Genomic DNA, 7,693 nt, shown 5'->3' on the forward strand with positions numbered 1-7,693 from the left:
ATTTTATACAACATTGTACATTTAAAAATTATTTGAATAAAATAATCTTAAAAATAAAAACCAATTGAAACTAGAGTATACCCTTTATTTAACTCTGGCGACCAGGTATACTTTATTTCTGCGGGTCCAACAATAGTTTCCAATCCGTATCCTAAAGCATATCCTGAGAATTTTGGTTTTGAAATCCAATCCGTTGTTTCAAACAATTCGTTGTTTACTTGGGCAAAATTTCCAGAAACGTTTACATGGTTTTTTTTATAAAATTCATAATCGATTGTCAATGCCGTTTTGATAAAACTATTCCCTGTAATACTCAAAAAATCATATCCGTAAAATGATCTAATATTGTTTATTGGATTAAATCCAAATCCGCCTAAAGCAAAATCTAATAATGGCTCGCTTCCTTTTCCAAATTTTAATCCAGCATCTGCTTGAAACTGAATAGTGGCTTTATTAAAAAAAGTTTTCACGATACTAAATTCGCTTTTTGCAATTGAAAAGGGTTCAAATTGATTTTCAAAATTAGAGGAGCTTATGTAAGTATTAATGTTTGTTGAAAATGACCATCCCTTCTTTGGGAAATATTTATTGTCAAAAGAATCGTATTTTAATGACTCGAAAACACTCCAATAATTATTGTTCTCTAAAACAGAATTTGAATTTGAAATGGTTTCTGAACTAATTTTAAGATTTTTATTTTCAACTCCAATTCCAAATAGAAATTTTTGAAAAGAAACAGTTTGAACATATGCTTGATTGGTGAAGTCTAAATATTCAATATTTAATGTATTTATGCCAAGTTGTGAATTAGCAAAACTGGAGAGAAAGCCGATTGGTACATTTTTAGAAAAGCCACTATATTTCGATTTTAATCCAAAACTCCAGTGAAATCCATTGTCAATATAATATTCTAAGTTGTATCTAAAATTATCTCCCAAAGCGACATCAACAAATGCAACGTCGTTTTTTGAAAGTACTTTTTTTTCAGTTAAATTTACTAGAAAAGCACTTTTGAATAATCCGTCATAATGCAATCCAAATTTTAATAATGTGGTTTGAGGGCTTTCAACTAAATTTATATTTAAATCGTCGTGGTTGTTGTTTTTGTCAATTGTATAAATAATCGATTTAAAATTTTGAGTAGCACTTAAATTATCGGTTCCTATTCTAAGATCATCATAAACTATTTTGCTATTCGCATTGAATCCTAACTTCCCTAATACATAGGAACGAGTATAATTAGGCAAAAAATTGATGTTGATGTATTTAATATGAAGTGAATCATTACCAACATTTAGCTTTTCTTTTTTATAATTTTCTAGAGGATTGGTTAATTTCTTTATTTTATCTAATTGGTCATTTGCAGCTTTTTCACCTCTGCTAATAATTTCTTCTATTGCATCAAATGATATGATCCCGTATTGATTTACTTCTGGTTTTATATAAATATCGGTAGCGGCTTTATTCGCTTTCATTTTTTCAATCATTTGAAGATTGTTAATTTGTACTAATATTTTAGTGGCATCATTCAAATTGTTTCGGTCTTTAATTTCGTCCTGAACATCAACGCCAATTATAATATCCGCGCCAAGTTTTCGAATTTCATCTACTGGAAAATTATTTGATACTCCACCATCAACAAGTAATTTACCATCCAATTCAACTGGCGCAAATATGGATGGAAAAGCAGAGCTCGCAATTAATGCTTTTGCCAAATACCCTTTATCTAAAATTACTTGTTGCCCTGTTTCAATATCGGTTGCCATGCATAAAAAAGGGATCGGTAATTTATTAAAGTCATGAATTTCTCTAACGTGCTTGGTCAACCTATTTATTAAATTATAATTGTACATCCCTTTGGATAATGACAACGGGATTCCAACTTTAAAATTATTTACTGGCAATGAAAAGGCATACAATTCATCGTTTCTTTTCTCGTAAAAATTCTTTGATGAGCGGGGAATATAGTCAGTTATAAGATTATTAAAATCAGTATCTCTAAATATTGAATCCAACTGAGCCGCATTATATCCCGAAGCATAAAGCGCTCCAATTACCGATCCAACACTTGTTCCGCCAATATAATCGATTTTCACTCCGGCGTTTTCAAGTACTTTTATCACACCAATATGCGCAAACCCTTTCGCTCCACCACCGCTTAAAACCAATCCAATTTTAGGTCGCGTTTTAATAGTATCTTGTGAGAAAGCATTTTGGGTTAAAACAAAAATAAAAAGAAAGATGGCGGCTATATTTTTCATTTTTAGGCTTTAAATGGTTTTGTAAAAGTCGGTAATTTTTTTTGCTTTTGAAACACCTACCACCTCTGAAATTTCTTTTTCTGATGCTAATTTTAATCTTTTAACACTTTTAAAGTGCTTGATTAATATTAACATCGTTTTTTCGCCTATTCCTGGTATGTTTTCTATTGAGGAATTTAGTGCCGATTTACTTCTTTTATCCCTATGAAATGTAATTCCAAAGCGATGGGCTTCATTTCTCAAATGCTGAATTACCTTTAATGTTTCCGATTTTTTATCTAAATATAAAGGTACAGAATCTCCGGGATAGAAAAGTTCTTCTAGTCTTTTTGCAATTCCAATTATTGCTATTTTTCCTCGTAGTCCCAATTCGTCAATGCTTTTCAATGCTGATGATAATTGCCCTTTTCCACCATCTATGATAATTAATTGTGGCAACGGTTGGTTTTCTTCCAGCATTCTCTTGTACCTTCTAAAAACAACTTCTTCCATTGAAGCAAAATCATCGGGTCCAATTACTGTTTTAATATTGAAATGTCGGTAATCTTTTTTGCTAGGTTTTCCATCTTTAAAAACCACACAAGCTGAAACAGGATTGGTTCCTTGAATATTGGAATTATCAAAACATTCAATATGTCGTGGCTCTTCAGAAAGTCTTAAATCCTTTTGCATCTGTGCCATAATTCGGTTGGAATGTCTTTCAGGATCAACAATTTGAAGTTGCTTTAATTGATCAATTCTGTAAAATTTTGCATTTCTAATCGACAAATCTAAAATTTGCTTTTTATCTCCCAATTGTGGAATGGTAATTTTTATGTTTTCCCCTAAATTAACAGGGAATGGAACAACAATCTCTTTTGATAATAAATGAAATCGGTCTCTCAATTCAATAATGGCAAGTTCCAATAACTCTTCATCGGATTCATCCAATTTCTTTTTGATTTCTAAAGTATGGGAACGAATTATCGAGCCGTGAGAAATTTGCAAGAAATTTACAAATGCTGCACTTTCATCTGAAACTATTGAAAACACATCGATATTGGTGATTTTTGGATTTATTATGGTCGAACGAGATTGATAATTCTCTAAAACGTCCATTTTTTCTTTGATTTTTTGAGCTTCCTCAAATTGCATTTTGGAAGCAAAATCATTCATTAGTCTTTTGAACTCTCTTTGACTTTCTTTGAAATTTCCCTTCAAGATTTCACGAATTGCATCTACTTGCTTTTGATAATTTTCTGCTGTTTCGTGTGCTTCGCATGGTCCTTTACAATTCCCTATATGATATTCTAAACAAACTTTGAATTTATTGTTCTCAATGTTTTTTTGACTCAAATCATAGTTGCAAGTTCGTAACGGATACAATTCTTTTATTAAATCTAAAATAGTATTTACAGTTTTAAAACAAGTATACGGGCCAAAATATTCCGAGCCGTCTTTTACCATTCTTCGTGTAGGAAAAATTCTAGGGAAGGCTTCTTTTTTGATGCAAATCCAAGGATACGTTTTGTCGTCTCGTAACATCACATTGTAACGAGGCTGTAATGTTTTGATTAAATTGTTTTCCAATAAAAGGGCATCCGTTTCAGTAGGAACGACAATGTGTTTTATTGTAACAATTTTTTTTACAAGGACATTCGTTTTGGCAGTATCATGAATTTTATTAAAATAGGAAGCCACTCTTTTTTTAAGATTTTTGGCTTTGCCTACATATAAAATTTTATCCTCTTTATCATAATATTGATACACCCCGGGTCCGTCGGGTAAAGTTTGTATCTGAAGTTGTAAAGAAGGATTTTGCATTTATAAATTATTTCAATACAAATAAAACGCTTAGTATTTTATTGGTTTTCAAATTTACAAAATCTCGCATTTAAAAGCGAAAAACAAACGAGAACTTCTAATTTATAACCCATAATTTTCTACTTTTAACGTTTTAATGAAATTATGAGTACTTTAGAACATAAAAGCATCACTATTTTTAAGGAAACTGTTTTGCCAGGCGAAAGCAAAACGATCAATATGGAAATTGCAACTTTGCATACCATGACTAAATTAAAAGTTCCAATAATTGTAGAACGATCAAAATACAGCGGCCCAACCATTTTACTTTCTGCCGGATTACATGGAGATGAAATTAACGGAATTGAAATCATACGACAAATAATTACCAAAAATATCAACAAACCAAAAACAGGAACTATCATTTGTATTCCAGTTATAAATGTATTTGGATTTGTCAATCAAACTCGGGAATTTCCTGATAAAAGAGATTTAAATCGCGTTTTCCCGGGCAGCAAAAAAGGTTCTTTAGCTAGCAGATTTGCCTTTTATCTGTTAAAGGAAATTATGCCACACATTGATTATGCTATTGATTTTCATGCCGGTGGCGCGAGTAGATTCAACGCTCCACAAATTAGAATTGTTCCAAAAAATACTGAATTAAAACAATTAGCAGATATTTTTAATGCGCCTTTTGGATTGTACTCAAAAAATATTGCTGGCTCCTTTAGAAATGCTTGCGATAAATTGGGTGTAAAAATGTTGCTGTTTGAAGGTGGAAAATCGGTGAATATTAATGAAGAAGTAACACAAGAAGGAATAGAAGGAACAAAGAGAGTATTAGACCATCTTGGGATGCTTAACTCCAAAAAGGAAGTAACTTATCCTGAAAAACCAACAATCTATATCGCCAAATCGAACTGGATCAGAGCAAAATATTCGGGTATGTTTCACGGTTATACCCAAATTGGAAATTATGTTACAAAAGGGCAAATACTAGCCACCATTTCAGATCCTTACGGAAAAATTGAATTTTCAGTTAAGGCGCCTAATTCAGGATATATAATCAATGTAAATGACGCGCCAATTGTTTATCAAGGCGATGCCATTTACCATATTTCAACGCAAATTAGCGATGTTTAAAAAAGAAATTCGTTTAAAATACAAGGAACTCCGTAATTCTTTATCAGAAAGTCAGATAGAAGAAATGAGTTTGGCTATTGCCAATGAAGTCTTGTTACTTCCAATTTGGGAAAAAACGTATTTTCATGTTTTTCTTTCCATTGAAGAACAGAAAGAAGTCAATACCGAATACCTTTTACATTTATTATCTGGTAAAGACAAAGAGATTTGTATTTCGAAAAGTGATTTTGAAACTCGTAAAATGACCCATTATTTATTGACTGACAATACAAAAATCAAAAAAAACGAATACAATATTCCAGAGCCTATTGACGGAATTGAAGTGCCTTCCCATAAAATGGAGGTGGTTTTTATTCCATTATTAGCTTATGATACTTATGGAAACCGCGTAGGTTATGGAAAAGGATTCTACGATAAATTCTTAGCAGAATGCAATCCAAATACGATTAAAATTGGTTTGTCCTTTTTTGAACCAGAAGAATTAATTTCGGATGTAAATGCTTCAGACATCCAACTCAATTATTGCGTTACTCCAAACAGAATAATAAAGTTCTAATTTTACTCTACACCCTGAGTTTTAGGGAATGCTTTTTTATTGAATACAATTAATATTCCAACTCCTGTTGAAATTGCCATGTCGGCAACATTGAAAATGGCATTGAAGAAAGTGAAGAATTTTCCGCCCCAAAATGGTAGCCAAGTCGGTAAATTTCCTTCCCAAATAGGGAAATAAAATAAATCTACTACTTTACCATAAAATAATTCACCGTAAGGTTTGTCTGAGAATAAAGTTGCAACAGTATGGTAACTATCATCGAAAAACACTCCATAAAAAACAGAATCGATAATGTTACCAAAAGCTCCAGCAAAAATGAGCGCTATGGCTACAATTAAAAAATTAGAACTTTGCTTTTTTACAGCGTCCCAAAGCCAGTAGGCAATTCCTGTTACAGCAACTAATCTGAAAAGTGTTAGTATTATTTTTCCGTAAGAACCTGGAATTTGCGTACCCCAAGCCATTCCTTCATTTTCAATAAATAGAATTTTGAACCAACTGAAAACTTCCACTTCCTCACCTAAAATAAAATGAGTTTTAATGTAGATTTTCGAAATTTGGTCAATTAATAAAATAATGAAAATAAGTAAATAGGCTTTTTTTAATGACATTTTGTATATTTTAATTCCGCAAAAATAATACTATTTTTAATAAAAAACGCCCCTAGAAAGGAGCGTTTAAAATTATTGTGAAAATTTTATTATCGCTGTAAGTTCTTAGCTTCAATACTCATTGTTGCGTGAGGAACCACTAACAATCTTTCTTTGCTGATTAATTTCCCTGTTACTTTACAGAAACCGTATGTTTTGTTTTCTACACGGAAAAGTGCGTTTTTCAAGTCACGAATAAACTTTTCTTGACGAATTGCCAATTGAGAGTTTGCTTCTTTTGACATCGTTTCGCTTCCTTCTTCAAATGCTTTGAACGTTGGAGACGTATCGTCTGTTCCGTTGTTTAAGTCGTTCATGTATGCACTTTTTATCAACTCTAAATCAGTTTGTGCTTTTTGTATTTTATTAATTATAAGTTCTTTGAACTCTGCTAAGTCAGCATCTGAGTATCTTAATGTGTCTATTGCCATTCTATTCTTATTTATTAATTGCTATTCTTGTTGTTATTTCGTCAAATTCAATTGCAACACCACTTTCTAATTCGTCTACAAAAACCAATAAATCAGTTAATGTTTCTGATTTTATATAGGCTTCATTATTAAGAATTGCTGTTTCCAAATCTCCATTTCTTTGAATTTTGACTTTGATTTTATCTGTAACTTCAAATCCAGAGTCCTTTCTAATGTTCTGAATTCTATTTACCAATTCTCTTGCAATTCCTTCTTGATGCAATTCCTCCGAAATTGAAATATCTAGCGCCACTGTAATTCCATTTGAATTGGCTACCAACCAACCTTCAATATCTTGAGACGAGATTTCAACTTCTTGTAATGTTAAAATTATACTTTTTTCTTGAATAATTATACTAATTTCTCCTTCTCTTTCAAATTTATTAATTTGATCTGATGAAAAACCTTGTATCTCCTTGGCAATCAAGCCCATATCCTTACCAAATCTCGGGCCTAATGTTTTAAAATTAGGCTTAATTTGTTTCACTAATATCCCTGATGCATCGTCTAAAAGCACAATTTCTTTTACGTTAACCTCTGCTTTTATCAAGTCAGAAACGGCTTCAATTTCAGCACGTTGACTCTCTTCAAGTATTGGTATCATTATCTTTTGTAAAGGTTGACGTACTTTTATCATTTCCTTTTTTCGTAGCGATAATACCAATGAAGAAATAGTTTGCGCTTTCTCCATTTTACTCTCTAACGATTTATCAACATACTTTTCAACGCATTGAGGAAAATCAGCCAAATGTACACTTTCAAAATTTTCTGATTGTGTTGCTAATGTTAAATCTCTGTATAATTTATCCATGAAAAATGGAGCAATTGGAG

General features: G+C 31.7%; 7 protein-coding genes. 2 read left to right on the forward strand and 5 right to left on the reverse strand.

Going from position 1 to position 7,693, the window contains the following annotated elements:
* Window positions 1-47: 47 nt before the first annotated feature.
* Window positions 48-2,261, reverse strand: coding sequence for a patatin-like phospholipase family protein (locus AC9UFV_RS07020; protein WP_509574238.1), 2,214 nt, complete (start codon window positions 2,259-2,261; stop codon window positions 48-50).
* Window positions 2,262-2,270: 9 nt separating this feature from the next.
* A complete protein-coding gene (gene uvrC, locus AC9UFV_RS07025; RefSeq protein ID WP_509574240.1) occupies window positions 2,271-4,064 on the reverse strand; it encodes an excinuclease ABC subunit UvrC in 1,794 nt (597 codons plus the stop codon).
* Window positions 4,065-4,208: 144 nt separating this feature from the next.
* On the opposite strand from uvrC, the gene AC9UFV_RS07030 reads away from it, so the two are divergent.
* Both AC9UFV_RS07030 and AC9UFV_RS07035 read left to right on the forward strand, forming a co-directional pair.
* A complete protein-coding gene (locus AC9UFV_RS07030) occupies window positions 4,209-5,186 on the forward strand; it encodes a succinylglutamate desuccinylase/aspartoacylase family protein (protein ID WP_509574242.1) in 978 nt (325 codons plus the stop codon).
* On the forward strand, window positions 5,179-5,742 hold the full coding sequence (locus tag AC9UFV_RS07035) for a 5-formyltetrahydrofolate cyclo-ligase (RefSeq protein ID WP_509574244.1): 564 nt from the start codon (window positions 5,179-5,181) through the stop codon (window positions 5,740-5,742). Before AC9UFV_RS07030 ends, AC9UFV_RS07035 begins: the two co-directional genes overlap by 8 nt.
* Window positions 5,743-5,744: 2 nt before the next feature.
* Here the strand turns inward: AC9UFV_RS07035 and AC9UFV_RS07040 are convergent, their stop codons facing one another.
* The 3 genes from AC9UFV_RS07040 to AC9UFV_RS07050 form a co-directional block, all read right to left on the reverse strand.
* The gene (locus AC9UFV_RS07040) at window positions 5,745-6,353 is read right to left on the reverse strand and encodes a lipoprotein signal peptidase (protein WP_509574246.1); all 609 of its coding nucleotides are present in this window, start codon (window positions 6,351-6,353) and stop codon (window positions 5,745-5,747) included.
* Window positions 6,354-6,442: 89 nt separating this feature from the next.
* Window positions 6,443-6,823, reverse strand: a complete 381-nt coding sequence (locus tag AC9UFV_RS07045; protein WP_509574248.1) for a TraR/DksA family transcriptional regulator — start codon at window positions 6,821-6,823, stop codon at window positions 6,443-6,445.
* Window positions 6,824-6,830: 7 nt separating this feature from the next.
* Window positions 6,831-7,693, reverse strand: an 863-nt coding sequence (locus tag AC9UFV_RS07050; RefSeq protein WP_509574250.1) for a DUF5915 domain-containing protein, incomplete at its 5' end; no start/stop codon positions are given.

The organism is Flavobacterium sp. (genome assembly GCF_044349645.1).
In the GTDB taxonomy this organism is placed as follows: domain Bacteria; phylum Bacteroidota; class Bacteroidia; order Flavobacteriales; family Flavobacteriaceae; genus Flavobacterium.

Excerpts from the sequence above, each read along its gene's own strand:
- AC9UFV_RS07035 (WP_509574244.1), top strand. The coding sequence starts at position 5,179 with ATGTTTAAAAAAGAAATTCGTTTAAAATACAAGGAACTCCGTAATTCT.
- AC9UFV_RS07020 (WP_509574238.1), bottom strand. The coding sequence starts at position 2,261 with ATGAAAAATATAGCCGCCATCTTTCTTTTTATTTTTGTTTTAACCCAA.
- AC9UFV_RS07030 (WP_509574242.1), top strand. The coding sequence starts at position 4,209 with ATGAGTACTTTAGAACATAAAAGCATCACTATTTTTAAGGAAACTGTT.
- AC9UFV_RS07045 (WP_509574248.1), bottom strand. The coding sequence starts at position 6,823 with ATGGCAATAGACACATTAAGATACTCAGATGCTGACTTAGCAGAGTTC.
- AC9UFV_RS07040 (WP_509574246.1), bottom strand. The coding sequence starts at position 6,353 with ATGTCATTAAAAAAAGCCTATTTACTTATTTTCATTATTTTATTAATT.
- uvrC (WP_509574240.1), bottom strand. The coding sequence starts at position 4,064 with ATGCAAAATCCTTCTTTACAACTTCAGATACAAACTTTACCCGACGGA.